Origin of the sequence: Sphingobium ummariense RL-3, from assembly GCF_000447205.1 — a bacterium.
Classification (GTDB): Bacteria; Pseudomonadota; Alphaproteobacteria; order Sphingomonadales; family Sphingomonadaceae; genus Sphingobium; species Sphingobium ummariense.
Genome location: NZ_AUWY01000091.1, coordinates 1 through 25,927 on the forward strand (window position 1 = coordinate 1; position 25,927 = coordinate 25,927).

Genomic DNA, 25,927 nt, shown 5'->3' on the forward strand with positions numbered 1-25,927 from the left:
GGCCTGCGCCGCCTGGAGCCGTGCGCGCAGCGCGTCGATCTCGGCGGCAGAAACGGCCTCGTCGCCGTTCAGCCGCTGGACGCGGGCATAGTCGGACTGCGCCAGCGTAAGCGTGCTGCGCGCGCTCGCGACGTTGGCGCGGGCCTCGGCCAGCGCGGCGAGGAACGGTCGCTGGTCGATGGTGAAGAGCAGCTGGCCCTTGCCCACGATGTCACCGTCGCGGAAATGGATGGCCGTCACCTGACCCGACACGCGCGGGCGCACGTCCACCGTCTGGCTGGGCGCGAAACGGCCGACATAGTCGTCCCACTGCACGACCTGCCGCATCAGCGGCGCGGAGACGCCCACGGTGACGATCGGCGAGGCCGCCGCCTCGGCGCTGGGCTGGCCGGCATATTTCCACGCGACGCCGCCTACCAGCGCCAGCGCCAGCGCGGCCCAGGCGATATGCCGCCTGCGCCAGCGCCCGCCCTGCGGCTGCGCGTCGTCCTGGGTCTCGGCTGGAATGGGTCCGAGCATGTTCATGCAAAACTCCGTCGTGTGAAGGTGGCGCGCGCCAGGCTGATGGCGGAGAGCAGCAGTTCGAGCTGTCCCTCGCTGAAACCGGCGTCGCGAAAGGCTTTGATGGCGGAAGCGCGAACCGCGAAACCATTGTGCCAGCTTTCAACCGAGAGGCGCCGCAGCGCCTCCAGCCTCTCGCTGGCCAGTCGGAAATGCGGCTGCGGCCCGAAGATCATTTCCTTGAGGCGCGACCAGCGACCGGGCGCGCGCAGCGAGCCGAGCCCGTCGGTGCGGGCCAGTCGTACGACCTGCCATTCCTGGCGGGTAAAACCCGATGCGGCGGCCTTGATCCGATCCCGGACCATGGGCAAGGAAAGCCCCTCCCCAGCCGCCGGCAGCGGCTGGGCAAAATCGATATAAGCCATGTGCATGTCCCCTTGTGCGCATCCGCTGCGGCGCCACGACACCAGCATGGGGCCGGATCACCATCCGGTCCGCAACGGAAGAACGGCTGCGCCAAACGCCGGGCCAAGCCCGGCCGACGCAAACCGAAGACCTGAATGAAAGCGGCGCCGTTGTCCGGCTTACCGCGGGAGCGCCCCTAGCCCGCCTTATTCACCAAAAGTGTCCTGAAGGGTTGGCGGGAGTGGCGTAAGCCTCTGATCTGAATTAGGAACTGGGTGTCTAAGCCGAACCTGCCGCAGGGCAGAAAATGCCACGGGCCACACCCGCCATGAACGATGATATCGCAAGCTCATTTGGATTCCCAGCAGTCGGCCGCAAGAAAATCACAGCTGCGTTCGACGGTGGCCGGCTTACCTCGGATGGCGGTGTTCTACTGCTTGCACAGGCCGAGCGCGCGATGGGGATTTGCCAGCGCCTGGCGGCTTGTATTGCCGATCCGCGCGATCCAGCGCGGGTGATCCATCGCCTGGATGACATTCTGCGTGCCCGTGTGTTCGCGATTGCGTGCGGCTATGAGGATGCCGATGATCTCGATGCTCTGCGCGACGATCCAGGCTTCCGCCTGGCGCTCGGCAAGCTGCCGGAATCGGGCGCGGGGCTGGCCAGCCAACCGACGATGAGCCGGTGGGAAAATGCACCGACTACGCGCGAACTGGCCAGCATGATGGCCGCGATGATCGACATCTACTGCGCCAGCTATCCCGCCCCTCCGACAGCGGTCACGCTGGATATCGACGACACGTGCGACGTCGTGCATGGCTATCAACAGCTCTCGTTCTGGAACGGGCATCATGGGGAGCGCTGCTTCCTACCGATCCATATCTACGACACCGCGACCGGCAGGCCGGTGGCCATGCTGCTGCGCACAGGCAAGACGCCTTCTGGAAAGGAGGCGGCGGGGCACATCCGACGCCTGGTGCGTCACCTGCGCCGTAATTGGCCCGATACCCACATCACTATCCGCGGCGACGGGCACTATGGTCGACCCGAGGTCATGGCCTACTGCGATGCGGCCCGCGTCGATTACGTGTTCGGCCTGCCCACCAATTCAGCGCTGCGCGCCGATCCCGCCATTGTTGCGGTCGCCGATGCCTGCGCGGTCAAGCGCGCCCAGCGTCAGTGTCCCGTCCTGCGCAACTATGCCGAGACCCGCTATGGGGCAAAGACCTGGAAGTGCCAGCGTCGCGTCGTTGCACGGATCGAGGCCAGCACGCTGGGCATGGACATCCGCTATGTCGTCACCTCGTTGGCAACAGGATCGGCCGAGCACATCTACGACACGCTCTACTGCGCGCGTGGTCAGGCCGAGAACCTGATCAAGCGCCACAAGTCCCAGCTCGCCAGCGACCGAACCTCGTGCCGCTCGGCCAATGCCAATCAGATGCGCCTGATACTGCACACTGCCGCATACTGGCTGCTATGGCGCATCCAGCAGGCGATGCCCAGGACCGCTGCTCTGGCAAGCGCGGAGTTTACCACCTTGCGCCTGCGGCTGCTCAAGGTCGCTGCGCGCGTCGTAGAAAGTGCTAGCCGCATCCGCATTGCCTTCGCTTCCGCCTGTCCGGATGCCGACCTGTTCCGCGCCCTCGTTCTCCGGCTGAAGCCTGCGCCGACGTAGCCCATGCGGCAGCGCCGCAGAACTCCGAGCCCAGCCCTTCAACCCGAAAAGCCCATCAATCCGAATGCGGTGAAACAAACGCCAGCGATGCCGGTCGTCCGCGCAATACAGCCAGCCGCAGCAAATGCCCAGAGCGGGCCCGAAACCGAGCGTCGTGAATAAGAGAGGCTAGAGGCGCGTGCTCAGTGAATGTGCCTGCATGCGACCTCCTCCGGGACTTGCCCCTCCGAGTTCAATACCAATCGGTATATAATGCGCTGCAGCAACGCGTCAACCGTATTTCTGTACCGAAAAGTAAAAAATTTCAGAAAAGTCGCGCAGGCCGCACTGTGTTGAGAACGGGGAATTATTTGCTGGGCCACATCTGAAGCGTGGTCTCAACCAGTTGCTGCAGATGCTCCGCACTCGCTCCGGTGCCAGCCTGAACCCCCATCCCCTGCATCACTGCGGTGAGATAGGAGGCCAGCGCCTTGGGATCGATATGCGTCGGCAGGTCGCCTTCTTCGCGCGCGCGTTCAAAGCGTTCGACCAGCGCGCTGTGAGAGGACGCCTGGCGCGCTACCACCTCATGCTTGATCGAATCGGCCTGCGTCGTGCAGGCGACCATACTGATGACGCCCAGGCAGGCGCGCGGATCGCCGCCGCCGGTCTGGATCGCCAACGTACCGCGCAACAGCCGCTCCGCCACCGCGCGCGCTGTCGGCTCCTGCAGCGCGGAACGCATATAGCAGAGCTTGTCCCGCTCATAGAGGTCCAACGCTTTGCGAAACAGGGCTTCCTTGTTGCCGAAACAGGCATAGAGGCTGGGCTTGGTGATGCCCATCGCCTCGGTGAGCTCAGTGAGCGACGCGCCCTCATAACCGCGTTCCCAGAAGACCTGGAGCGCCGCCGACAGGGCTTGCTCGGGATCAAACTCCCGCGGACGCCCTCTCACCTGTTGCATCGTGATTTCCATACCGATCGGTATATAGTGATACGCGCATGGCACGTCCAGTCGCGATTGCCAACTAACATAATGACACGCGTCGCCTGGAGTTCCGGCAGAGCCAAGACGGGTATTATGTCGGCCTGTCGGTCTGACGAACAGTCAAGGTGCTCCTGTGGAGCACTTCGCGCCGCATCAAAGCTCCTCGGGCCAATATAGGCGCATCGGATTGGAGACGAGCAACTTCTGCTGCAGGTCCGCGGTCGGTGCGATACGCGGGATCATATCGACAAGATGCCCGTCGTCGGGAATGGTGTCCTGCATATTGGGATGCGGCCAGTCGGTGCCCCACAGCACGCGGTCCTGATAGTCCGCCACCAGCGGTGCGACGGCGCCGGCAAAGGCATTCCACGGGTCGCCCGTCGGGTCGAGCCGGTCGGGGCAGGTGGCCTTGAACCAGATATCCTCGCGGCTGTCCAACAGGGCGCGAAAGGCCTTCATGTCGGCGCCCGCCGCCCCCTGGATAACATCGGGTCGGCCCATATGGTCGATAACGAGCGGTACGGGAATGGCGTCCATAAAGGGGCGCAGTTCCTCCAATATGTCGGCCTCGAAATAGATCACGACATGCCAGCCTGCCGGCAGGCGCTTCGCCACCTCCAGGAATTGGTCCTTCGGCGCATCGTCGACGAGCCGCTTGAGGAAGTTGAAGCGAATGCCGCGAATGCCACCTTCATGCAGCGCCGTCAGGTCGGTCTCCGAAATCGCCGGATCGACGACCGCGACGCCGCGTGCCTTCCCTGCGCTTTTGGCGATCGCATCAAGGGTTGCCGCATTGTCGGTGCCATGGCAGCTGGCCTGCACGATAACATTACGCGAAAACCCCAGATGGTCGCGCAAGGCGAACAACATGTCCGGCCCCGCATCCTCGGGCAGATATTTGGCCTTCGCGCTGAAGGGGAACTGCGCCATCGGTCCGAACACATGGCAATGCGCGTCGATCGCGCCGGCAGGCGGCGCATAGCTTGGCTTCGACGGAGAGGCATGCCAGGAAGTAATACGATCAGACATAGACGATACCATCCATCAGCTTGCGCGCGGTGCGCAGCAGGGCGGCACTGACAACAGCGCCATCTTCGTCGGTTTGGAGAACGCAGGTCATCTCCCCGGTCGGATGCTCCACCGACAGCGTTTTGCGGGCGCCGTCCGGAATGTGCGCCACTTCGGCCGCGGGCGATCCGTCGAGCAGGCACGCCGTCGCGACGGAGACGGCGCCAAGGACGCCGACGGTTGCGTGGGCGCGGTGCGGGATGAAGCTGCGGACCGTTACCGCCCCACCCTTCTGCGGCGGCGCGACCAGCATCATCTTGGGCACGGACTTATCCGTGACGTCGCCCAGGTTCATCCGCTCGCCCACGGCCAGGCGGATGGCTTCCAGCCGCGCCTTGAGCTGCGTATCGGCGTCCAGCGTGTCGCGATCTTCGTAGCCGGTCGCACCCACATCCTCCGCCTTGATCACCACGCACGGCATACCATTATCGATCAGCGTGACGCGCGTCCCGTTGACCACATCAACGGCATTACCGGTCGGCAGCAATGCGCCACAGGAAGATCCTGCTGTGTCGCGAAATTCCAGCGGCACGGGCGCATGGGTGCCTGGCACGCCGTCGATGGCTGCATCGCCCTTGTAGGACACCGCCCCATCGGGCGTCTGCACGGTCGCCACCGCAACCTGCCCGGTATTTTCCATATGGATGGCGACCCGCGTCTCGGCGCCGGCAACCGCCACCAGCCCGCGCTCGATGGCGAAGGGCCCGACGCCGGCAAGGATATTGCCGCAATTCTGGGCATCTGTGACGACGGCCTTGTCCACGAAAACCTGGAGGAACAGATAGTCCACGTCGATCCCTTCACGGGCCGACCTGGACACCACGGCCACCTTGCTGGTCAGCGGATCGGCCCCGCCCATGCCGTCAATCTGGCGGGGATCGGGCGATCCCATTACGCCGAGCAAGAAAGCGTCGCGCGCGGCTATGTCGGTTGGTAGGTCGTCCTTCAGGAAATATCCGCCCTTGGACGTCCCTCCCCGCATCCACATGCAGGGAACCTCAGACATATTTGAGGCCCTCCCGCTCAAGACGCTCGCGCATCTGATACATGTCGAGGCCGAGAACGCCCTGCGCCAGCAACTCCCGCTTCTCCGCCTCCTTCGCCTCGCGCGCCTGCGCAGCCACCAGCACGTCGGCGGCCTTGTCGCGCGGCACGACGCAGACGCCGTCGTCGTCGGCCACGATCACGTCGCCCGGGTTGACCAGCGCATTGGCGCAGACCACCGGCACATTGACCGAACCCAGCGTGTTCTTGACCGTGCCCTGTGCACAGATCGCTTTGGACCAGACCGGGAACGCCATTTCGGTAAGGTCGCGCACGTCACGCACCCCTGCATCGATGATAAGGCCCCTGCACCCCCGCGCCTGCGCGCTGGTCGCGAGGAGATCGCCGAAATAGCCATCTTCGCAGGGGCTGGTCGGCGCAAGCAGCAAGACGTCCCCCGCCTTCAGCTGTTCGATGGCGACATGCACCATCCAGTTGTCGCCGGGCGCTGCACTGATCGTCACCGCAGAGCCGGCGATGCGCGCGCCGCTATAGATCGGCCGCATGTAGCTTGCGAGCAATCCGGTGCGGCCCTGCGCTTCGTGGACGGTTGCGACACCGCATTGGGCCAGTCCGTCGATCACGTCCGGGCCGGCGCGCTCGATATTCTGAACGACGATACCACTCATGCGATGCACTCCTCTTTGCCCCCGAGATGGCGGAGGTCGACGCCCGACGGAAAGAGAAGTTTGGAAAATGCAATTGGATTTGGCTAAATGTGACCAGATGGACATCTGGGCGCTCAACCTTCGCCACCTGCATGCCGTGGAACGAATTGCCTCACTGGGAACGGTGAACGCCGCCGCGACCGCCGTCAATCTCAGCCAGCCGGCGATAACGCAGGCGTTAAGCCGGCTGGAAGACCTTCTTGGCTTACCGCTGTTCGAACGTCGCCATGACGGCATGATCCCGACCGATGCGGGGGATATTCTCGCGCCGCGCGTCGCTGCGGCGTTGACCCATATACGCAGCCCGCACGTTACCATGTCGCGCATGCGCGCCATGCTGGCCGTCGCCGAAACCGGCAGCTACACCCGCGCCAGCCAGGCCACCGGCCTTTCGGTGCCGTCCATTCACCGCGCCGTCAGCGATCTGGCCCTCGCCCTCCGGCGGACGCTGGTTGCGAGGCGGGGAAAGGTCGCCATCACGACCGAAGCCGGCAATCAGCTTGCGCGCGAATTTCGGCTGGCTCAAGTGGAACTGGAAGCCGGGCTGTCCGAAGTGATGGCGCTTCGCGGGTACGAAACACGGCGCATCGCCATCGGCGCCATGCCGCTGTCGCGCGCGCACATCCTGCCTGCCGCCGTCGCCCGCTTCCTCGCTCGCAGGCCGCAGGTGCGGCTGACCATCGTCGAGGGATCGCGCGCGGAACTGGTCGAGCCGTTGCGCAACGGCTTGATCGACGTCATGGTCGGCGCCCTGCGGGAACCGCTCATGGAACCGGATCTGGCTCAGCATCGCCTGTTTGACGATGTTCCAGCATTCTATGCACGCCATGATCATCCATTGGCAGGCGCCGTGCCGAGCGGCGCCGAAATGGCCCGTTTTCCCTTCACCCTCGCCCCTCGCGGCACGCCGCTGCGGGACAGTTTCGAAGGCTATTTCACCGAGCTCGGCCTGCCCCTGCCGTCCGTACCGATCGAATCGGGATCAGTCATGATGATCCGGCAGGTGCTGATGGGCACCGACTTCATCACCCTGCTTTCGCCCGATCAGGTATCCGTGGAGGTCGAGGCGAAGTGGCTGCGGCCGCTTGCCCGCCTGCCCGAACGTTTTGCGCGGACCATCGGCATGACGACGCGTGCCTCGCTGTTGCCAACTCAGGTCCAATCGGAATTTTTCGCAGATCTGGAAGCGGCCGCCAGCGATTGCGGCGCTGTTCAGAATTAGCGCAGCCTTATCGTCTTTCACCAGTTCCGATTTGATGGGGGAAGCCCACCCCCGCACCTAGGGCCGGATGACAGGAACCATCGCCCTGATCGGCTTCGGCGAGGCCGGATCCACATTTGCCAGCGCCGCGCAATGGGCGGCGCGGGCCGCTGCCTATGATGTTGCGGCAGAGCGTGGACCTGTGATCGCGCAGTTGGGTGTGACACCATGCGACAGCGCTGGGCAGGCCGTCTCTGGCGCATCCCTCATCCTGTCGCTGGTCACGGCAGACCAGGCGCTGGACGTCGCCCGGCAATGCGCCGGTCTTATCGCTCCCGACGCCATATTCTGCGACATGAACTCGGTCGCTCCAGGTACCAAACGGGAAGCCGCGCGCTACTTTGTCGATGCCGGAGCGCGCTATGTTGACGTGGCTGTGATGGCGCCGGTCAATCCTGCCCGCATGGCGGTGCCGCTTGCCATTGCCGGGCCGGATGCGGCCGACGCAGACCGGCTATTGCAGTATGCAGGCTTTACCAGAACCGAAATCGTCGGCGACGCCATCGGCCGCGCTTCCGCGATCAAGCTCGTGCGCTCGGTTATGGTGAAGGGACTGGAAGCGCTTACTGCCGAGATGATGCTGGCTGCGTATGCGGAAGATGTGGCCGACGCCGTGCTGGCATCGCTCGATGCCAGCGAGAAGACGATAAGCTGGACAGAGCGCGCCGACTATAATCTCGACCGTATGCTGGTTCACGGTCGACGCCGCGCCGCCGAAATGGCGGAAGCGGCACGGATGCTCCGCGATCTGGGTATCACGCCGCTGATGACGGACGGCACCGTCCGCCGCCAACAGGTGTTGGGGGACCTCTCCATCCATCCGCCGCCGGACGGCCTCCCTGCGAAGCTGGCCGCCATCAACGCCTTATCCAGGGAAGAAAGCTGAGCCATGTCGCTCGTCATAGACTGTCACGGTCACTACACCGTCCTGCCCAAGGCTCATGACGCCTGGCGCGAAGCCCAGATCGCCGCCTTCAAGGCCGGCGAGCCGATCCCTCCCTATCCGGACATCCCCGACGAGGACATCCGCGAGACGATCGAGCAGAACCAGCTCAGGCTCATCAAGGAACGCGGCGCGGACCTCACCATCTTCTCCCCCCGCGCGTCCGCCATGGCGCATCATGTCGGCGACCAGGCGATTTCGGAAGCATGGGCGTTCCATTGCAACAACCTGATCGCGCGAGTGGTGCAGATGTTTCCCGATACTTTCGCGGGCGTATGCATGCTGCCGCAATCGCCCCGGGCGGACCTGACGGCGTCCGTCAGGGAACTGCGCCGCTGCGTAGAGGAACTGGGCTTCGTCGGCTGCAATCTCAATCCCGATCCGGGCGGCGGTCATTTCGAGCATCCCCCGCTGACCGACGAATATTGGTTCCCGATCTATGAAGCCATGTCGGAACTCGACGTGCCGGCGATGATCCACGTCTCGGGATCGTGCAACCCGGCGATGCACGCCACCGGCGGCTTCTACATCGCGGCAGACACCGTGGCCTTCATGCAGCTGATGCAGGGCGATCTGTTCGCGAAATTCCCCCGCCTCCGCTTCATCATTCCCCATGGCGGCGGCGCGGTGCCCTATCATTGGGGGCGCTATCGCGGACTGGCCGATATGCTGAAGAAGCCCAGCCTCGACGACTACATCATGAACAACGTCTTCTTCGACACCTGCGTCTATCATCAGCCGGGGATCAACCTGCTGGCCGATGTGATCGACAACAAGAACATATTGTTCGGTTCGGAGATGGTCGGCGCCGTGCGTGGCATCGATCCGATGACGGGCCATTATTTCGACGACACCAAACGCTACATCGACGCACTCGACATCAGCGATGCGGAGCGTCACGCCATCTTCGAAGGCAATACGCGCAAGGTGTTTCCGCGTTTGGACGCCATTCTCAAGGAACGTGGACTGTGACCGGGCCGCGCGACATTCATCAGTATCTCGGCGAGTTCGACGATATCCCCGGGACGCGGGTCTACACTGCAGCGCGCGCGCGCAAAGGCTACCATCTCAATCAGTTCGCCATGAGCCTGATGAAAGCGGAAAACCGCGCCCGCTGGCTGTCGGATGAACGAGCCTATCTCGACGAATGGCCAATGACGGAAGAGCAGAAGCAGGCCGTGCTGGCGCGCGACTATAACCGCCTGCTCGACCTTGGCGGAAATATCTATTTCCTGTCGAAGCTTTTTTCGACCGACGGCCTCAGCTTTGTTCAGGCGGTTTCGACCATGACCGGCATGAGCGTCGAGGAGTATAAGGCGATGATGGACGCGGGCGGACGCTCCCCGGAGGGCGTAAGGTCGATCAAGGCGAACCGGGAAGCCCAAGGCTCGGTCGAAAATGAGGAGACGCGCTGACATGGCCCGCATTACCGCAGGGATCGCTTCGAGCCATGTGCCGTTGCTGGGCGTCGCCGCCGACACCGGCAAGGATCGCGACGCCTATTTCAGCCCGATCTTTCAGGGCTATGACTGGACCCGCGAATGGATCGCGAAGCCGGAAAACAGGCCCGATGTCGTTATCCTGGTCTATAACGATCATGCCAGCGCCTTCGACATGAAGATCATACCGACCTTCGCCATCGGCTGCGGGGAGCGTTACCGCCCCGCCGACGAAGGCTGGGGCCCGCGGAAGGTGCCAGATGTCGAAGGCCATCCAGACCTTGCCTGGCACATCGCGCAAAGCTTGATCCTTGACGAATTCGACATGACCATCATCAACGAGATGGACGTCGACCACGGGCTGACCGTTCCGCTGACCATGATGTATGGCGCGCCGGAGGCCTGGCCGGCAAAGGTGATCCCGCTGGCCGTCAACGTCGTCACCTACCCGCCGCCGTCCGGCAATCGCTGCTGGGCGCTGGGCGAAGCGATCGCCCGAGCCGTGCAATCGTTCAACGGCGAGGATCTGAAAGTGCATATCTGGGGCACCGGCGGCATGAGCCATCAGCTTCAGGGCGCGCGCGCGGGCCTCATCAATGCCGAGTGGGACAATATGTTCCTGGACGGCATGATCGGCACCACACAGGCGCTGCGTTCGATCCCGCACATCGAATATCTCCGCGAAACTGGTTCGGAGGGGATCGAAATGGTCATGTGGCTCATCATGCGCGGAGCGCTGGGGCGGGAGACCCGCGCGCTGCATCGCCATTATCACGTGCCCTGCTCCAACACCGCGATCGGGCATATCGTGCTCGAACCGGTGGACGGCACCGTGCCGCCTAGCCCCACGCTGGAAGGCAATGATGCGGCTGCCCAGGGCGCGATCTGAAATAATAGTAATTCCAAGGAGAATATCATGCGCATTGCCCTCGTTGGTGCGGGTGCTTTCGGTGAGAAGCATCTCGACGGCCTCAAGAATATCGACGGGGTTGAAATCGCCTCGGTCATCAGCCGCTCGGCGGAACAGGCGGCGGATGTCGCCGCCAGATATGGCGCGCCGCACTCCGGCACCGATCTTTCCGAAGCGCTCGCCCTGCCCGACGTCGATGCGGTGATCCTCTGCACGCCCACCCAGATGCACGCCGCGCAAGCCATCGCCTGCATGGACGCGGGCAAGCATGTCCAGGTGGAAATCCCGCTGTCGGACAGCTGGGCCGATGCGGAAGCGGTCGTGGCCAAGCAGAAGGAGACGGGGCTGGTCTGCATGGTCGGGCATACCCGGCGCTTCAATCCCTCGCACCAATATGTGCACAATAAGATCGCTGCAGGCGAACTGACCTTGCAGCAGCTCGACGTGCAGACCTATTTCTTCCGCCGGAAGAACATCAATGCCAAGGGCCAGCCCCGTTCGTGGACCGACCATTTGCTGTGGCACCACGCCGCGCATACGATCGATCTGTTCGCCTACCAGTCCGGCAGGATCGTGGCCGCCAATGTGCTGCAAGGCCCCAAGCATCCGGACCTGGGCATCGCGATGGACATGTCGATCCAGCTGAAGGCGGAAACTGGCGCGATCTGCACGCTCTCATTGTCGTTCAACAATGACGGCCCGCTTGGCACCTTCTTCCGCTATATCAGCGACAATGGCACCTATATTGCCCGTTACGACGACCTAGTGAACGGGAAGGAAGAACCCATCGACCTGACAGGCGTGGCCGTATCGAACAACGGCATCGAATTGCAGGACCGCGAATTCATCGCTGCCATCCGCGAAGGCCGCGAGCCGAACTCCTCCGTGGGGCAGGTGCTCGATTGCTACCGGGTGATCGGCGAACTCGCCGCCAGCCTTGAAGCACAGGACGGCTGGTCCTGATGACGACCCGCGTCCTCGCCGGCCGCCAGGTTCGGCCGGTTGGCCTCGGCTGCATGAATATCGCATGGGCCTACGGAAAACCGCCATCGCGCGAGGACGCTGTCGCGCTTTTCCGACATGCGCTGGACGCGGGCTGCGACCATTTCGACACGGCCAATATCTACGGCGACGGGGTCAGCGAAGAGATTCTCGGCGAAGCGATCATGGATCGGCGCGAGGACTTCCTGCTCGCGACCAAGACCGGCATTCTCGTAGACGGTCCGCGCCGGGGCGTGGATTGCAGCCCGGCATCGATAACGGCATCCCTGGACGCGAGCCTCAAGCGGCTCGGCACGGATCATATCGACCTGTTCTACATGCACCGTTTCGATCCGAAGGTGCCGATTGCGGACTCCGTGGGTGCCATGGTCCGCGCGATAGAGGCGGGGAAAATTCGCGCCTATGGCGTATCCGAATGGTCTGCCGCCCATGTGCGGGAGGCGCATGCAGTCCATCCCATGGCGGCCGTCCAGACCGAATATTCGCCATGGACAAGGAATGTCGAACTCGGCGTCTTGGAGACGACGCGAGAGTTGGGGATCGCCCTCGTGGCATTCTCTCCCCTGGCTCGAGGCGCATTGGCGGGCGAATTGCGGGACGTGGGCGCGCTGGTGGAGAAAGACCTGCGACGCTCCCACCCGCGCTTCACGCCCGAAAACTGGGCCGATAACCGCAAGCTTATCGATGGTTTCGACCTTCTCGCCGCCGAGGCAGGAATGACGCCCGCGCAATTGTCCCTGACCTGGGTTCTCTCGCGTGGAAGCCATGTCCACGCCATTCCCGGCACGCGTTCCTCGGAGCATTTTGACCAGAATCATGCGGCGAGCGACCTGCTCGTGGCGCCCGAAATGCTCGACCGTATTGGCGCGCTCATCAATCAGGATAGCGTCCACGGACACCGCTATCCGGAAACCATGCGAGGCACGATCGACACCGAGGATTTCGGTCCATCAAGCCGGACATAGCGCCGTAATCCGGGCAGAGATCAACCTAGAATATGAGCCTGAACAACGCGCCGCCTGAAGGCGCGCTGTCGATCTCGATGCTGCCGTCATGCGCGAGCAGCACCTGTCGCGCCAAGCTCAAGCCGATGCCGCTGCCGGTCTTCTTGGTGGTGAAGAAGGGAAGGAAGATGTCATGGCGCAGTTCTTCGGGCACTCCCTTGCCATTGTCCGCCACCTCGATCCGGGTACGTCCGGCGCCGGCGAGCGAGATGGTGAGCGAAACCTCCGGCTGGTCGCGATACAATTCCGCCGCATCGGCTGCATTGCGCAACAGATTGATGACGACCTGCGCCAACAGATCGGGATCTGCGTCAATGCGATGATCGTCCGGCGTGACACCGACATCCAGCCGGATGCGTGATCGATCATCGTCGGCGACGAACAGCTTGGCCAGTTCGTCGGCAAAGGGGCGCGCAGCGAAGATGCGGCGGTGAACCTGCGGCGGACGGGTGATCGTGCGATAGGTTTCCACGAAATGCATGACCCCATCGGCACGCCGCGCCAGCGTATCGACCGCCGCGCGGGCATCCGCGATCAGGGGATCACCGTTCGCATCGGCCTGCGCCATAAGGTCCGATGCCGTACGCGCCAGCGACGTCACGGGGGTCATCGAATTCATGATCTCGTGGGTCAGCACGCGGATCAGATCGCTCTGCGCCGCCACTTCGACCGCGTTCAGCGCCTGCTGGATCACCTGCACGGCGATCACCCGCGTCGCGCCCCCAAATCGGGTCAGGCTGGCGCAGCGGACCAACACGCGCTGAGGCCCAATGTCGGTTTCAATCAGCATGGTCTGGCTGCGACCAGGCTCCAGGCCGGTCAGGGTTGCCGCGAAATCGCCGCCATAGGGAGCGTAGTCGTCCGGGCGCACGCCGACATGGCGGTTGAACAACTTGCGCGCGGCCTTGTTGACTGGCTCGATTCGGCCGTCCGGGTCGATCGTCAGCAGGGCGGCGGGCGCGTCGTCGGCCAGCGCCTCGTAGAACCGTGATGCCTCCTGCAACCGCACGCGCTCGTCCCGCAATTTGCGAATGGCGCGATCGAGCGCTTCGCCCAGCTGGTCGAAACCACTGTCCGACCCGGGGCGCGCGAAGCGGGCCTGCAAGTCGCCGAACTCGATCGCCTCGACGAAGCGGGCCAGTTCGAAATTGGTCCGCCGGACATGACGCCACAGGCCGAGGCCGCTGGCCACGACACCGATCGAACACAGGATGCGGACCGCGCCCAGATCGGGCGTCAGCAGCGACCAGGCAAGCGCCGCGAGGCAGGCCATCGTGATGGCAAGGCGGAGAGCCAAGCCTGCCGAGTAATGGCGATCAAAGCCCATGTTTTTCCATGCGGCGATAGAGGGAGGCGCGGGTCAGGCCCAGTTCGGCCGCCGCGCTGGAGATATTATAGCCATGCTTCGTCAGCGCGGCCTCCACCAGCCGGCGTTCGACCCGCTCCAGATTCATGTCGTCGGGCGCAGGCGCAGCCTCCACCACCGCTGCCCGGTCGATCCGCACCGGCGCGGTACCCTCTTGCGGGCGCAAAGGGATGTCCTCGATCGTAAAGGGCGCGTCCCCAGCCAGGATCACCGCCCGTTCGATCGCATGGCGCAGAGCACGGACATTGCCCGGCCACTCATAGGCGACCAGCGCCGCCATCAGGTCCGTCGCGATCGGATGAACCGGGCGCATATATTTGCGGGCATAGAGGGCGTGAAAATGAGCAACAAGCGCGGGAATATCTTCCCGTCTCTCGCGCAGGGGCGGCAGCATGATCTCCACCGTATTGAGCCGGAACAGCAGATCCTGGCGGAAGCGCCGCTCATCGGCGATCTGTCCTGCGCTGAGGTTCGTGGCGGCGATCACGCGAATGTCGACCGGCACCGCCTTGTTGGCGCCCACCGGCGTGACCTTGCGCTGCTCCAGCGCGGTCAGCAGCTTGGGCTGCAGATGCAGCGGCAGGTTACCGATCTCGTCGAGGAAGAGCGTGCCGCCATCCGCCGCCTGCAACCGACCGATCCGATCGGTCCTGGCATCGGTGAACGCCCCCTTCACATGGCCGAACAGTTCCGAATCAATCACGCTTTCCGCGACCGCGCCCAGATCGACCGTCAGCATGATCCGGTCCGAACGGCGGGATCGGCGATGCAGTTCGCGTGCGACCAGTTCCTTTCCCGTGCCGTTCTCGCCCAGGATCAGGACGTTCGCATCGGTGGGCGCCGCGCGGTCGATAAGCTGCTGGACCCGCGCCATGGCGGGCGATGTTCCCAACAGAGGCGTCTCCCCCGACGGTGCGGCGGCGATGAGCGCCACCTCATCCCGTTCCGCCGCTATTCTGCGGGAAGCGCGCAAGGACGCGGCTGTGCGGACCGTGGCAAGCAGCCGCTCGTTCGACCAGGGCTTTGTAACGAAGTCGGTCGCGCCCCGCTTCATCGCTTCGATGGCGATCTGGACACCGGCATGCGCCGTGATCATCACGATCACGGCTTGGGGATCCCGCTGCAGGAAGCGACCGAGCCATTCGAAGCCCTCCGCCGCATTGGTCGCCCCGCGCGAGAAATTGGCGTCGAGCAGGATCGCTTCGGGCGTCCGCCCCCCGATCGCAGCATAGGCGGCCTCCGGGTCGGAATAGGTCAGGACTTCGGTAAAGATGCTCCGCAGCAGCAGGCGTGCTGCCAGCAATATGTCGTCATCGTCGTCGATGACCACGCACAGTTCAAAAGGCTTCGCCTGGGTCATGTGTCCGCTTCCGTACAGCGCCTGTCCAGAAGCGTGCAATCAATATCCATGCCAATGCCGCCTGTGGCGCTCGTCCTCCAGAAAATCCCGTGCGCGCGGGGATTGGCACGCGATTTGCGAAAGGAGTCCGGCAAAGGGCGCTGCCCCCTGTTGAACCGGAGACCGACGATGCACCGCCAGCCTGGCTTCTCGCTACCCAAGATGCTTGCCGCAACCTTCGGGCTCGCCGCGGTTTTGCTGGTGATGATCGCGCCACGGGCGGCGTCGCATCCCGTCGGTTGCGAGATGGCGAAAAGCGCCGCGGCGGAATGTGTCCGCCGTCATGGTGGCATGGAAGCAGCCGCGCGCTGCACGCCTTATCTCGCCTGATGTTCGAAATCGGACAAAACATGACCGAAATCGGACAGGGGAGCGTTGGGGCGTGAGCGTCGTCAGCATGCAGGCTGATACGAAGCCATTGGATCAGCCCCGCAGCGGCGGTGCCATGGATCGGGTCGTGGCACGCCGGACGCTGCCGTTGCGCGCGAAGATCGCGCTGGGTGCCATGGGCGCCGTCACCCTGCTCGGCCTCGGCTGGTATTATATGCCGCAAGGCGACAGTCAGACCGTTCCGGCGGATCGCATCATCGTGTCGACCGTCACGCAAGGCCGGTTCGACGATTTCCTTCCTCTGCGCGCCCGCGTCACCCCGCTCATCACCGTCTATCTGGATGCGATCGAAGGCGGACGGGTCGAGGAGGTACTGGTTGAGGACGGCGCGACCGTCCAGAAAGGCCAGTTGCTTGCGCGCCTGTCCAATGCGGAACTGCAGCTCTCGGTGCTCGCCCGCCAAACCGAGGTGACGCAGCAGCTCAACTCGATGCGCAGCCAGGAACTGGCGCTGTCGCAGAACCGCCTGGCCAACAGCCGGGCCTTGCTGGAAGCCGAACTCGACCTCAAAAAGGCGCAGCGGCAATATGAGCGGGAGGCTCCGCTGGCTGAGCGCGGTTTCGTGGCCGGCCGGACCTTCGCCGATACACGCGACACCTTTGCCTACCAGCGCGATCGTCGTGCCGTATTGGCGCAGACCCAGCGCACCGACGAACGGCTGCAATCGAGCCAGCTGGCTCAGTTGCGGGCCTCGGCCGAAACTCTGCAGTCGAGCTTGGCGGTTGCGCGGGCCAGCCTGGAGGCGCTGGACCTGCGCGCGCCGGTAGCCGGCACCGTCTCGGCCTTCTCGATCCAGGTCGGCCAGTCCATGGCTCGGGGCGAACGGCTGGGCCAGATCGACAGCCCCGGCCGCAACAAGCTGGTCGCCGGAATCGACGAATATTATCTGCCCCGCGTCCAGCTGGGCCAGGCCGCTGCTGTCGAATGGAACGGCAAGACCTATCGCATGAAGGTCGCGAAAATCTACCCGACGGTGCGCAACGGCCAGTTCGAGACCGACCTGCAATTTCTCGACGGCGAACCACCGCAGATCCAGCGCGGCCAGACGCTACAGGTGAAGCTCACCCTGGGCGACCCCGTTCGTGCGCGCCTGATCCCCAACGGCAGTTTCTACAACGATACCGGCGGCAGCTGGGTGTTCGTGGTGACGCCCGACGGCCGCGAAGCGGTGAAGCGCGCGGTCCGGCTGGGCCGCCGCAACGCCGACTTCATCGAAATCCTCGACGGCCTCCAGCCCGGCGAGAAGGTGCTCACATCCCCTTATACCGGGTTCGCCGACAAGGATCGGTTGGTCCTGGAAAAGAAGTGAAAGGCAAAGACATGACTCAAGCGATGCTCAGCCTGCGGGAACTCAGCCGTGTCTACCGGACCGACATGGTCGAAACGACCGCGTTGGACTCGATCGATCTCGATATTTTTGAAGGAGAGTTCGTCGCGATCATGGGGCCGTCAGGCTGCGGCAAGTCCACACTGCTGAACGTGATCGGCATGCTCGACAGTCCTTCCAGCGGTTCCTATCGCTTCGGCGAGATCGAGGTCGGCGGCCTGCCCGAACCCAAGCTGGCCGGCATCCGCAAGACCCATCTCGGCTTCATCTTCCAGAGCTTCAACCTGATCGACGAGCTGACAGTTGCGGAGAATATCGAGCTGGCGCTGCTCTACCATGCAATGCCGCCGGCCGTCCGCAAGGCCAAGGTCGCGGCGGTGATGGACCGGGTGGGCATCGCCCATCGCGCCCGCCATCGGCCCAACCAGCTGTCGGGCGGTCAGCAGCAGCGCGTCGCCGTCGCCCGCGCCCTGGTGGCCGAGCCGCGCCTTATCCTGGCGGACGAACCCACGGGCAATCTCGACACCAGCCATGGCGAGGAGGTGATGAAGATGCTCCAGACGCTCAACGCCGAAGGCGCGACCATTGTCATGGTCACCCATTCGCCCGCCCATGCCGATTACGCCAGCCGCGTCGTCCACATGCTGGACGGCCGCATCCTGCAGGAACGCCGCCGCGCCGCCTGACATCCCCACGCACGGAGAAGAGCCATGTGGCGCAACTATCTGACCGTTGGCCTGCGGTCGCTGCTGAAGAGCCGGACATATGCGGCGATCAACATCCTGGGCTTGGCCACGGGCATGGCCGCCTGCCTCATCATCCTGCTGTTCGTTCGCAACGAGCTGACCTTCGATGCGTGGCTGCCCGAAGCGGACCGGACTTTCCAGTTTCAGACCTACTACACCGATCCGAACAGCGGCGAGCGGGACAATCTGCAAATGGCCCCCTATGTCGCGCAGGCGGCGCTGAAGAAGGATTTTCCGCAGATCGCGGCCGCGGTGCATCTTCTGACCGCCGGGCCGGTGGTGCTGCGCAATGGCGAAGCGAGCGAAATCAGCGACATGAAATATGTCGACGGGCCGGTGTTCGACGTGCTCGATCTTCCCCTGGTAAAAGGTGACCCGCGCACCGCGCTCGCCAAGCCCGGTGATATGGTGCTGACCGAAAGTGAAGCGCAGCGCCGATTCGGCGACCAGAACCCGATGGGCCAGACCCTCACCCTGATCTCGCGGGGCATGTCGGCGGACTATCGCGTGACTGGCGTGCTGAAGGACTTGCCCAAGGCGTCGCATTTGAAAATCTCGATGCTCGCCCGCTATGATCCCGTCAGCTACTGGGCCGACACGCCCGACTTCCTGCGGCAATATGGCTGGCAGTCGGGCTGGGTCTATGTCCGCTTGAAGCCGGGTGCAGATGTCGCGGCGATCAACGCCCAGCTGCCGCAATGGGAAAAGCGCAACATCCCTGACGAGTTTTTCGGGGGCCGCCGCCTGAACCAGGGCGATGATATGGACTTCGCGCTGGTCAACGTCCGGGACGTCCATCTCGGCCATGCCCAAGGCGGTTCGATGTCACCGGGCAACGATCGCCGATCGATCATCACCTTCGCCATCGTCGCTGTCCTGATCCTGGGCATGGCTTGCGTGAATTTCGTCAACCTGGCGACCGCGCGCGCCAGCCAGCGCGCTCGCGAAGTAGCGCTGCGGAAGGTGCTGGGCGCCAATCGTCGCCAGTTGATCCTGCAGTTCATCGGCGAATCCGTCCTGATGTCGGCCGTCGCGATGCTGGTCGCGCTGGCGCTGACCGAATTGCTGCTGCCGCTGGTCAGCCAATTCCTGGGTGCGGACCTGACACTGCATTATTTCGGCAGCGACGGCCTGATTCTGCCCATCCTCGGGCTGGTGCTCGTCGTCGGGGTTGCCGGCGGCGCCTATCCGGCCTTCTATCTCTCCCGTTTCCAGCCCGCCCGCGTGCTCAAGGCGAACAAGTCGGCGGCCGATGCGGAAGGATCGGGCCGGTTGCGGAGCGCCCTGGTCGTGGCGCAATTCGCAGTATCCATCGGCCTGATCATCTGCACGGCCGTCGTCTATGCGCAGACATTGTACGCGCGCCATTCCGATCCCGGCTACAGGCGCGAGGGGCTGATCCAGATTTCCGGCATCAGCCGCCGTCAGCTCGCGCCGGTCATGGATACGATCGTGCGTGAGATCGAAAAGGTCGACGGGGTTGTGGCAACGGGCCGCACGACGATCGGTATCGACACCAAGAACAACACCAACGCGGGCGTTATCGTCCCGGGTCGCGAAAACCCGATCAACATGGGCGTCTATCAGGTCGATACCAAGTTCTTCGACACCATGGGCATCAGGCTTCTGGCCGGACGGCCCTTCGACATCAACCGCCCAATCGATGATTCCTACCGCCCCATTCCGCAGGATCCCGCAGCCGAGCGCGCCTTTGCCGCACGCGGCGCCAATGCGGTGATCAACGAACTGGCGGTCCAGCGTCTCGGCTTCCGTTCGCCGCAGGAAGCCATCGGCAAGCAGGTTCGCATGGGTCTGGTGCAGGATGAATTTGGCGGAAGCGTCCCGGTCACCATCATCGGCGTGGTCCAGAACTCCCGTTTCCGTTCCGTCCGCGATCCGATGGACGCCATCTTTTTCTTCTACGATCGGGCACGCCATAACGAAATGCTGGTGCGTTACAGTGGCGACCCGGCCGCCGTGCTCGCCCGGATCGAAGCGGTGTGGAAGCGGCTGGCACCCGAAGTCCCCTTCAGCGCCAAGTTCGGCGACGATATCGTGCGCGATCTCTATCACGCGGAGGAAGCGCGCGCCCAGGCCTTTGCCGCTTTCGCCCTGCTGGCAGTGATCGTGGGTTGCCTCGGGCTGTTCGGACTGTCGGCCTTCACCGCTCAGCGCCGAACCAAGGAAATCGGCATCCGCAAAGTGCTCGGCGCCAGTACCTTGCGGATCGTCCAATTACTGGTCTGGCAGTTCAGCCGCCCCGTGCTCATCGCCAACCTTATCGCCTGGCCGGTCGCCTGGTGGGTGATGCGCGACTGGCTGAACGGATTCGACGCGCGCATCACACTGACGCCCCTGCCCTTCCTGCTGGCGGGCGGCTTGGCGCTGCTGATCGCGGTGGCGACAATCGGCGCCCACAGCTTCCGCGTGGCACGCACAAACCCCATTCACGCCTTGCGCTATGAATGAGGGAGCAGTGCGGGAACTCCGCCATGATGCAATGGCCAGCGGTTCTGCTTCATGATCCCTAACAATGTCAGAATGGGTGGTGCGCCCAACAGGATTCGAACCTGTGGCCTTCGGATTAGGAATCCGACGCTCTATCCTGCTGAGCTATGGGCGCCCGGCTGCGGCTCTATTATGCAGGAGACGTGCGGTCAATTCTTCGCTTCGGGCGGGATGACGGGAAAGGGCAGCGGCGCCACCTCCACCCCTTCGGCAACCAGCGCCTTCGCTTCATCCGGCGCGACCTCGCCATGAATGGTGGTGCGCTCCTGCTCGCCATAGTGCATGGCGCGCGCCTGTTCGGCGAATTGTCGGCCGACCCATTGCGATCCCTCCAGCGCCTTGCGCTGCGCCTCCGCCATGGCCTTCATCATCGCCTGTAGGCGCACGACATCGCCAGCCATGGCGACCGGGGCCTGGGGCGAAGCGGCTTCGGCCGAGACCGGCTGACTGCTCCCCTTGGGAGCCACGGCAGGGGCCATCACCGCCTTCCCCACATCGGCGTCGCCGCAGACAGGGCAGGCGAGCAGGGCTCGCGCCTTCTGATCCTCATAATCCTTGCTGGAGCCGAACCAGGCTTCGAAGACATGCCCCCCGCTCCGGCACTTCAGGTCGAACACGATCACGTCAGGGACACTTCCTCGGATATTTTGCGGCGGTTGGCGATAGCGGGCACGCGGCTACGCACATCCTCTATGCGCGAAAGGTCGAGATTGGCAAATCCGAGCCCGGTTTCCTCCTTCATGTCAAGCAGCACCTCGCCCCAGGGATCGATCACCAGGCTGTGGCCATAGGTCACGCGCCCATCGGCATGGTGGCCAACCTGGGCAGTGGCGATCACGAAGCAGCCCGCCTCGATCGCGCGGGCGCGAAGCAGGACATGCCAGTGCGCCCGCCCCGTGGGCACGGTGAAGGCGGCCGGCGCCAACAGCACCGTCGCCCCGGCATTGGTGAGCGCACGATAGAGGTCGGGAAAGCGCATGTCGTAGCAGATGGAAAAGCCCATGCGCGCCCAGGGCGTGTCGACCGCGACCACCTGCTCCCCTGGTCCATAGACCGAGGATTCGCGCCAGCTTTCCCCGGTGGCAAGGTCGACGTCGAACAGGTGGATCTTATCGTAATGCGCCCGGATTTGGCCCTTATCGTCGATCATGAAGCTGCGATTGGCCCAGCGTCCGTCCGCGCGCTCGTCCTTCAGGGGAATGGAACCGAGATGGATCCACAAGCCATGCTTCGCCGCCGCGTCACGCACCGCGGCCAGAACGATGTCCTCGGCAGCGGGCTTCAGCGTCCCGGCGGCACGCTGCCGATCGCGGTCCAGATAGCCCGCCATTTCGGGCGTGAGGAGCATATCCGCCCCCTCGCTCTTCGCCCGGGCGGCCATCTTCGCGATCGCGGCGGCGTTGGCAGCAGGGTCGATCCCGCTGGTCATCTGGAACAGCGCCGCGCGCATGGTAGTCACAGACCGAGCAGGGGGTCGAGCCGGCCTTGCCGATCGAGAGCAGCCAGATCGTCGCTACCACCGATATGCTGCCCGTCGATGAAGATCTGCGGCACTGTCGTCCCGCCGTTGGACCGATCCAGCATCTCCTGGCGCTTGGGGCCGCCCATGGTGATGTCATATTCCTCGAACGCGACGCCCTTCCCCTCCAGCAGCGCCTTCGCCCGGGCGCAATAGCCGCACCACGCCTTCGTATAGATTTCGACCTTCGCCATTCTATGCTCCTTGATACCCCCGAAATTGGGGGTTGGCCGCGCTTTGTCAATCGGCTGCGCCGGGCAGCACGCGGGCCCAGCAGAGCAGGTGGACGCGAGCCGCGCCGCTACGCTTCAGAACGCGCGCGCAGGCGGCGGCGGTCGCGCCGCTGGTATGCACGTCGTCGATCAGCAGCACGGCACGCCCCTTGAGCCCGTGCCCCTCCTGCATCGCGAACGCACCGCGCACCGCCCTGGCACGCTGCGCCGGGTTCATGCCGCGTAGCGGCCGGGTGCGTCGCTTGCGTACCAGCGACAACTTGTCCACCGGCAGGCCCGTCAAGCGTCCCAGATGATCGGCGATCAGCGCCGACTGGTTGAAACCCCGCATCCATAGCCGCCAGCGATGCAGTGGCACCGGGACGATGACGGCCGCCTCATCGACCGCGACATGCCGCATCATCTGCCGGGCGATCAGCCGCGCGAGACCTATGCGGCGGCCATATTTCAGTCGCAGCGCGACCGTCCGGGCGACATCGCCATAGGCGAGCACCGCCCGCGCGCCGTCAAAGGGCGGCGGATCGGCGAGGCAAGCGCCGCACTCCGCGGCTTCCCCCCTGTCATGCGCGAACGGCACGCCGCAGCGCGCGCAGCAGGGATCGCCCAGAAACTCCATGCCGCTCCAGCAGGACAGACAGAAAGCATGGTCCGCCTCCACGATGGCGCCGCAGCCCGGGCAGCGCGGCGGCAGCGCATAATCGAGCGCGGGCGCGGCAGCCCTCTTGAGAAGCCGGAGGAGCGACATGATCTTCCTTGTCCCCGCTCCGCCCCCGATGCACAAGGCCCGCCATGAACACCCCCGACATCTTCGATCGTGCCCTGCGCGCGCGTCGCCGCGACCGGATGATGACCCAGTTCGCCGATCACGCTTTCCTCTATCATACGATGTTGGAAGAATTGCTCGACCGGCTGGCCGATGTGCAGCGCGACCTGCCCGAGGTACTGGTAATCGGCTGCCCCGACGACAGCGCGCGGGCGGCGCTGGAGGCGACAGGCAGGCGCGTCGCCTGCGCCGATCCGGGCTTCCTTGCAGCGCGCGCGCAGGGCGGCGTGCAGGCCGACGAGGATGCCCTGCCCTTCGCCGACGACAGCTTCGATCTGGTGCTGGCCTGCGGGACGCTGGAAAGCGTCAACGACCTTCCTGGCGCGCTGATCCTGATGCGCCGCGTGCTGCGCCCGGACGGGCTGATGCTGGCGGGCTTCACGGGCGCGGGCACCCTGCCGCGGCTGCGCGCAGCGCTGATGGCAGGCGAAGGCGACCGGCCCGGCCAGCATATCCATCCGCAGGTGGACGTCCGATCGGCCGGTGATCTTCTGAGCCGCGCCGGCTTCGCCATGCCGGTGGCGGACAGCGAGACGCTGACGATCCGCTATGGCGATATCCTTCGGCTGATGCACGACCTGCGCGGCATGGGGGCGAGCAATGTACTGCATTCGCGGGCGCCTGCCCTGCGGCGCGAGGCGTTGATGGGCGCGGCCACTCATTTTGCGGATGCCGCCGATCCGGACGGACGGACAGCCGAGCAAATGGCGATCCTCTACCTGTCGGGCTGGAAACCGGATCCGAGCCAGGCCCGGCCGGCGCGGCGCGGGAGCGCGACAGTGTCGCTGGCAGATGCGCTCAAGCAGAAACATTGAGGAGACCAGGGACCATACGGACGGCTGGCGAGCCAATTTCTATCCCGCCACCTGTCGCAACTGCTCCTGGCTCATCCGTCCCGCAGCGGGTGGGTCAATGATATCGCGCCTCGACCATCCCTCGCTATCATGGCGATACTCGACATGGCTTCCGCGCTGAAAACTCGCGCCGTCCCAAACCACCACCTGCAATTCGATCTCGTCATTGCGACGGACGTGGAGCCAGTTGAAGCTCTGCGGTTCGTCGTTGCGCAGCCGGGTGGAGGTCGCGGTGCCCGCCTGGATCACGAGCGCCCCGCCGGCATACGCCACCATCTGATCCGCCGCCTCGGCATAGGTGCGGTGGAAATGGCCAGCAAGCGTCAGATGGACGCCCGCTTCGCACACCGCGCGCACTGCGTCTTCATGACGGCCGACCGCCTCGCCGAGTTCGCCGCCCCGACCGATCGGCATGGCGAAGAGGGGGTGGTGAGTGACAAGGATGCGGGTCTTCTCGTCGGGCACCGACGCGAAGCGGGCGCGAAGCAAGTCCAATTGCTCATGGTTGATCCGCCCGTCCTTGATCGTCAGCGACCGCGCCGTATTGATACCCAGTATGGCGACCTCGTGATCCTCGTAGAACGGACAGAGATCGTTGCTGATGTAGCGCTTGTAGCGTCGCAGCGGCGTGAAAAAGCGGCGCACTACATCGTAGAGCGGCACGTCGTGATTGCCGGGAATGACGAGCAGCCGCAGGCCCGCCGCCTGCAGGCGGTTGAGCCAGGCCGATGCCGCGCGGAACTGCGCGACGCGGGCGCGCTGGGTAAAGTCGCCGCTGATGACGACCAGGTCGGGACGCCGCTCCTGCAGCCAGGCTTCGGCGGCGGCAGCGATCTTCGGATCATGGGCGCCGAAATGAACGTCGGACAAATGAGCGATGCGGGCCATGTGAAGGTAACCCACGGAGGCGGCGTGGGTTTCGATCCGGAGCCGAATCCCGCGCCACGCGTTGTTATGGCATGGAAACGAAACCCCTGCCGCGCGAAGCCGCGCTGATCGTCAACGCGCAGTCTCGGCGCGGCCAGGCGCTGTTTCAGGAGGCGAAGGAAAAGCTGGAGGCCGCAGGAATCGTTCTGCTTTCGGCCGACGCGGTGGAAGATCCCGAGCGACTGAACGAAACCGTTCGCAAGGCAGTGAAGGCGGGCGCGCCGATGGTGGTCGTGGGCGGTGGCGACGGGTCGCTGTCGGGCACGGTCGATGAACTGGTGGGCACCGGATGCGTCCTTGCGGTGTTGCCGCTCGGAACGGCCAACAGCTTCGCCCGGACGCTCGGCCTGCCGCTCGATCTCGACGGGGCGGTGGCGGCGATCGCCCACGGGGCCCGGCGGCGCGTGGACCTGGGGATGATCGACGGTGATTACTTCGTGAACGCCGCCTCGCTAGGCCTTTCCCCCATGATCGGCCAGACCGTACCGCACCAGCTTAAGCGCTATCTCGGCCGCACAGGCTATCTGGTGTGGGCGCTCAAATGCACGGTAGGCTTTCGCGCCTTCCGTCTCGTAATCGACGATGGGGAAAGGGAGGAACGTCTCTGGTCGACCGAGGTGCGCATCCTCAACGGCCCCTTCCACGGCGGCGTGGAGCTCTCCGACGATGCAGACGTCGACAGTGGAGAGATCGTCATCCAGGCGGTGGTGGGCCGCAGCCATGCACGGCTGGCATGGGACTGGTACGCGAAGTTCTTCAAGCTGAGGGACCGGAACGCCCACACACGGGAATATCATGGCCGCAGCTTTCGCCTGTCGACCGTGCCGCCGCAGCGCATCTCCATCGACGGCGAGGTGCTGGCACGCACGCCCGTGACCGTGAAGGTGGCGGAAGGCGCGGTCGAGGTGGCGGTGCCAGCGTATTCCTGACGTCGTGCTCCTGCTT

27 protein-coding genes and 1 tRNA gene are annotated in these 25,927 nt (G+C 64.4%); 14 read left to right on the forward strand and 14 right to left on the reverse strand.

What is annotated here, in order from left to right:
- Together M529_RS37320 and M529_RS37325 are read right to left on the reverse strand one after the other, a co-directional pair.
- Positions 1 to 525: efflux RND transporter periplasmic adaptor subunit (locus M529_RS37320; RefSeq protein ID WP_021318381.1), on the reverse strand; the 525-nt coding region annotated here is incomplete at its 3' end.
- Positions 522 to 926 carry a hypothetical protein gene (locus tag M529_RS37325; protein ID WP_021318382.1) on the reverse strand — a complete coding sequence of 135 codons (405 nt, stop codon included), beginning with the start codon at positions 924 to 926 and terminating at the stop codon, positions 522 to 524. The genes M529_RS37325 and M529_RS37320, both read right to left, overlap by 4 nt.
- Before the next feature lie 308 nt (positions 927 to 1,234).
- On the opposite strand from M529_RS37325, the gene M529_RS37330 reads away from it, so the two are divergent.
- Positions 1,235 to 2,584, forward strand: coding sequence for an IS1380-like element ISSp1 family transposase (locus M529_RS37330; RefSeq protein ID WP_013039775.1), 1,350 nt, complete (start codon positions 1,235 to 1,237; stop codon positions 2,582 to 2,584).
- Between the two features lie 346 nt (positions 2,585 to 2,930).
- Here the strand turns inward: M529_RS37330 and M529_RS37335 are convergent, their stop codons facing one another.
- From M529_RS37335 to ligK, 4 genes are all read right to left on the reverse strand, one after another.
- Positions 2,931 to 3,539: a TetR/AcrR family transcriptional regulator gene (locus tag M529_RS37335; protein WP_021318383.1), complete on the reverse strand. Its 609-nt coding sequence runs from the start codon at positions 3,537 to 3,539 to the stop codon at positions 2,931 to 2,933.
- Positions 3,540 to 3,704: 165 nt separating this feature from the next.
- Positions 3,705 to 4,580, reverse strand: a complete 876-nt coding sequence (locus tag M529_RS37340; protein WP_021318384.1) for an amidohydrolase family protein — start codon at positions 4,578 to 4,580, stop codon at positions 3,705 to 3,707.
- Entirely contained in the window at positions 4,573 to 5,625 is a 1,053-nt protein-coding gene (locus M529_RS37345) for a 4-oxalomesaconate tautomerase (protein WP_040600845.1), read from the reverse strand. Before M529_RS37345 ends, M529_RS37340 begins: the two co-directional genes overlap by 8 nt.
- Positions 5,618 to 6,292, reverse strand: coding sequence for a 4-carboxy-4-hydroxy-2-oxoadipate aldolase/oxaloacetate decarboxylase (gene ligK, locus M529_RS37350; RefSeq protein ID WP_021318386.1), 675 nt, complete (start codon positions 6,290 to 6,292; stop codon positions 5,618 to 5,620). The genes M529_RS37345 and ligK overlap by 8 nt, the downstream gene beginning before the upstream one ends.
- 97 nt (positions 6,293 to 6,389) lie before the next feature.
- Between ligK and M529_RS37355 the strand changes: the two genes are divergently transcribed.
- From M529_RS37355 to M529_RS37385, 7 genes are all read left to right on the forward strand, one after another.
- The gene (locus M529_RS37355) at positions 6,390 to 7,553 is read left to right on the forward strand and encodes a LysR family transcriptional regulator (RefSeq protein ID WP_021318387.1); all 1,164 of its coding nucleotides are present in this window, start codon (positions 6,390 to 6,392) and stop codon (positions 7,551 to 7,553) included.
- Between the two features lie 67 nt (positions 7,554 to 7,620).
- The gene (locus tag M529_RS37360; protein ID WP_021318388.1) at positions 7,621 to 8,478 is read left to right on the forward strand and encodes an NAD(P)-dependent oxidoreductase; all 858 of its coding nucleotides are present in this window, start codon (positions 7,621 to 7,623) and stop codon (positions 8,476 to 8,478) included.
- A gap of 3 nt (positions 8,479 to 8,481) precedes the next feature.
- Positions 8,482 to 9,507 carry an amidohydrolase family protein gene (locus M529_RS37365; RefSeq protein ID WP_021318389.1) on the forward strand — a complete coding sequence of 342 codons (1,026 nt, stop codon included), beginning with the start codon at positions 8,482 to 8,484 and terminating at the stop codon, positions 9,505 to 9,507.
- Positions 9,504 to 9,950 (forward strand): protocatechuate 4,5-dioxygenase subunit alpha, encoded by a 447-nt coding sequence (gene ligA / locus M529_RS37370; protein ID WP_021318390.1) that lies wholly within the window; start codon positions 9,504 to 9,506, stop codon positions 9,948 to 9,950. The genes M529_RS37365 and ligA overlap by 4 nt, the downstream gene beginning before the upstream one ends.
- A 1-nt stretch (position 9,951) precedes the next feature.
- Positions 9,952 to 10,863, forward strand: coding sequence for a class III extradiol dioxygenase subunit beta (locus tag M529_RS37375; RefSeq protein WP_021318391.1), 912 nt, complete (start codon positions 9,952 to 9,954; stop codon positions 10,861 to 10,863).
- A 27-nt stretch (positions 10,864 to 10,890) separates the two neighbouring features.
- Positions 10,891 to 11,847, forward strand: coding sequence for a Gfo/Idh/MocA family oxidoreductase (locus M529_RS37380; protein ID WP_021318392.1), 957 nt, complete (start codon positions 10,891 to 10,893; stop codon positions 11,845 to 11,847).
- Complete coding sequence (locus M529_RS37385) at positions 11,847 to 12,851, forward strand: aldo/keto reductase (RefSeq protein ID WP_021318393.1); 1,005 nt, start codon at positions 11,847 to 11,849, stop codon at positions 12,849 to 12,851. Before M529_RS37380 ends, M529_RS37385 begins: the two co-directional genes overlap by 1 nt.
- A gap of 25 nt (positions 12,852 to 12,876) precedes the next feature.
- On the opposite strand, the gene M529_RS37390 is transcribed toward M529_RS37385, so the two are convergent.
- Positions 12,877 to 14,217 carry a sensor histidine kinase gene (locus M529_RS37390; protein WP_021318394.1) on the reverse strand — a complete coding sequence of 447 codons (1,341 nt, stop codon included), beginning with the start codon at positions 14,215 to 14,217 and terminating at the stop codon, positions 12,877 to 12,879.
- A complete protein-coding gene (locus M529_RS37395) occupies positions 14,207 to 15,616 on the reverse strand; it encodes a sigma-54-dependent transcriptional regulator (RefSeq protein WP_021318395.1) in 1,410 nt (469 codons plus the stop codon). Before M529_RS37395 ends, M529_RS37390 begins: the two co-directional genes overlap by 11 nt.
- Before the next feature lie 150 nt (positions 15,617 to 15,766).
- On the opposite strand from M529_RS37395, the gene M529_RS37400 reads away from it, so the two are divergent.
- Genes M529_RS37400 through M529_RS37415 form a run of 4 tightly spaced genes read left to right on the forward strand, consistent with a single transcriptional unit; the run spans position 15,767 to position 20,587 of the window.
- The gene (locus tag M529_RS37400; protein ID WP_236617691.1) at positions 15,767 to 15,985 is read left to right on the forward strand and encodes a hypothetical protein; all 219 of its coding nucleotides are present in this window, start codon (positions 15,767 to 15,769) and stop codon (positions 15,983 to 15,985) included.
- 52 nt (positions 15,986 to 16,037) lie between these two features.
- Positions 16,038 to 17,354: an efflux RND transporter periplasmic adaptor subunit gene (locus tag M529_RS37405; protein WP_021318397.1), complete on the forward strand. Its 1,317-nt coding sequence runs from the start codon at positions 16,038 to 16,040 to the stop codon at positions 17,352 to 17,354.
- A gap of 11 nt (positions 17,355 to 17,365) precedes the next feature.
- Positions 17,366 to 18,058: an ABC transporter ATP-binding protein gene (locus tag M529_RS37410; RefSeq protein ID WP_040600846.1), complete on the forward strand. Its 693-nt coding sequence runs from the start codon at positions 17,366 to 17,368 to the stop codon at positions 18,056 to 18,058.
- A gap of 24 nt (positions 18,059 to 18,082) precedes the next feature.
- On the forward strand, positions 18,083 to 20,587 hold the full coding sequence (locus M529_RS37415; protein WP_021318399.1) for an ABC transporter permease: 2,505 nt from the start codon (positions 18,083 to 18,085) through the stop codon (positions 20,585 to 20,587).
- A 77-nt stretch (positions 20,588 to 20,664) separates the two neighbouring features.
- Here the strand turns inward: M529_RS37415 and M529_RS37420 are convergent.
- The 5 genes from M529_RS37420 to M529_RS37440 form a co-directional block, all read right to left on the reverse strand.
- A tRNA-Arg gene (locus M529_RS37420) sits at positions 20,665 to 20,741 on the reverse strand.
- Positions 20,742 to 20,775: 34 nt separating this feature from the next.
- A complete protein-coding gene (locus M529_RS37425) occupies positions 20,776 to 21,249 on the reverse strand; it encodes a DUF1178 family protein (RefSeq protein ID WP_021318400.1) in 474 nt (157 codons plus the stop codon).
- Positions 21,246 to 22,076, reverse strand: coding sequence for a carbon-nitrogen hydrolase family protein (locus M529_RS37430; protein WP_021318401.1), 831 nt, complete (start codon positions 22,074 to 22,076; stop codon positions 21,246 to 21,248). Before M529_RS37430 ends, M529_RS37425 begins: the two co-directional genes overlap by 4 nt.
- A 5-nt stretch (positions 22,077 to 22,081) precedes the next feature.
- Complete coding sequence (gene grxC / locus M529_RS37435) at positions 22,082 to 22,339, reverse strand: glutaredoxin 3 (RefSeq protein ID WP_021318402.1); 258 nt, start codon at positions 22,337 to 22,339, stop codon at positions 22,082 to 22,084.
- A gap of 46 nt (positions 22,340 to 22,385) precedes the next feature.
- Positions 22,386 to 23,126, reverse strand: coding sequence for a ComF family protein (locus M529_RS37440; RefSeq protein WP_040600855.1), 741 nt, complete (start codon positions 23,124 to 23,126; stop codon positions 22,386 to 22,388).
- Positions 23,127 to 23,167: 41 nt separating this feature from the next.
- Here M529_RS37440 and M529_RS37445 point away from each other — a divergent pair, with 41 nt between their 5' ends.
- Positions 23,168 to 24,016, forward strand: coding sequence for a class I SAM-dependent methyltransferase (locus tag M529_RS37445; RefSeq protein ID WP_021318404.1), 849 nt, complete (start codon positions 23,168 to 23,170; stop codon positions 24,014 to 24,016).
- A gap of 39 nt (positions 24,017 to 24,055) precedes the next feature.
- Here the strand turns inward: M529_RS37445 and M529_RS37450 are convergent, their stop codons facing one another.
- Positions 24,056 to 24,943, reverse strand: coding sequence for a metallophosphoesterase family protein (locus M529_RS37450; protein ID WP_021318405.1), 888 nt, complete (start codon positions 24,941 to 24,943; stop codon positions 24,056 to 24,058).
- Between the two features lie 71 nt (positions 24,944 to 25,014).
- On the opposite strand from M529_RS37450, the gene M529_RS37455 reads away from it, so the two are divergent.
- The gene (locus M529_RS37455) at positions 25,015 to 25,911 is read left to right on the forward strand and encodes a diacylglycerol/lipid kinase family protein (RefSeq protein WP_021318406.1); all 897 of its coding nucleotides are present in this window, start codon (positions 25,015 to 25,017) and stop codon (positions 25,909 to 25,911) included.
- Positions 25,912 to 25,927: the final 16 nt, after the last annotated feature.